This window comes from Exiguobacterium sp. SH4S7 (assembly GCF_004336795.1).
GTDB lineage: Bacteria > Bacillota > Bacilli > Exiguobacteriales > Exiguobacteriaceae > Exiguobacterium > Exiguobacterium aurantiacum_A.
Genome location: NZ_SJUT01000029.1, coordinates 1 through 382 on the forward strand (window position 1 = coordinate 1; position 382 = coordinate 382).

Annotated in this window: 1 protein-coding gene; it reads right to left on the reverse strand. The window is 66.2% G+C overall.

The window, feature by feature from the left end:
• On the reverse strand, nucleotides 1-382 hold a 382-nt coding region (locus EVJ29_RS15335), incomplete at both ends, for a 3'-5' exonuclease (RefSeq protein WP_131505332.1).

Sequence of the window (382 nt, forward strand, 5' to 3'; positions counted from 1 at the left end):
GTTGGAGCAACGTCAGATCGAAGACGGCGTTGTGCGCGACCAGAACCGCGTCGCGGCAAAATCGCTCGAAGCGCCGGCATACGCTCTGCATATTGGGAGCGTCCTTCACCATCGAGTCGTCGATGCCGTGGATCCGGGTCGAGCTGGGCGGGATCGGATAACCGGGGTCGACCAGCGTGTCGAAGGTCTCGCTCTCGATCAGGCGCTCGTTGACCACGCGCACGGCGCCCAGTTGCACCACCGCGTCGCGGCGCGGGTCCAGGCCCGTGGTCTCGGTGTCGAAAACGACATAGGTCAGATCGGAGAGGGGCGTGTCGCGTATGTCGCCCCGCGCCTGCCGGTCGATGAGCGCGAAGTCGAACACCAGCGGGCGGTCCAGGGC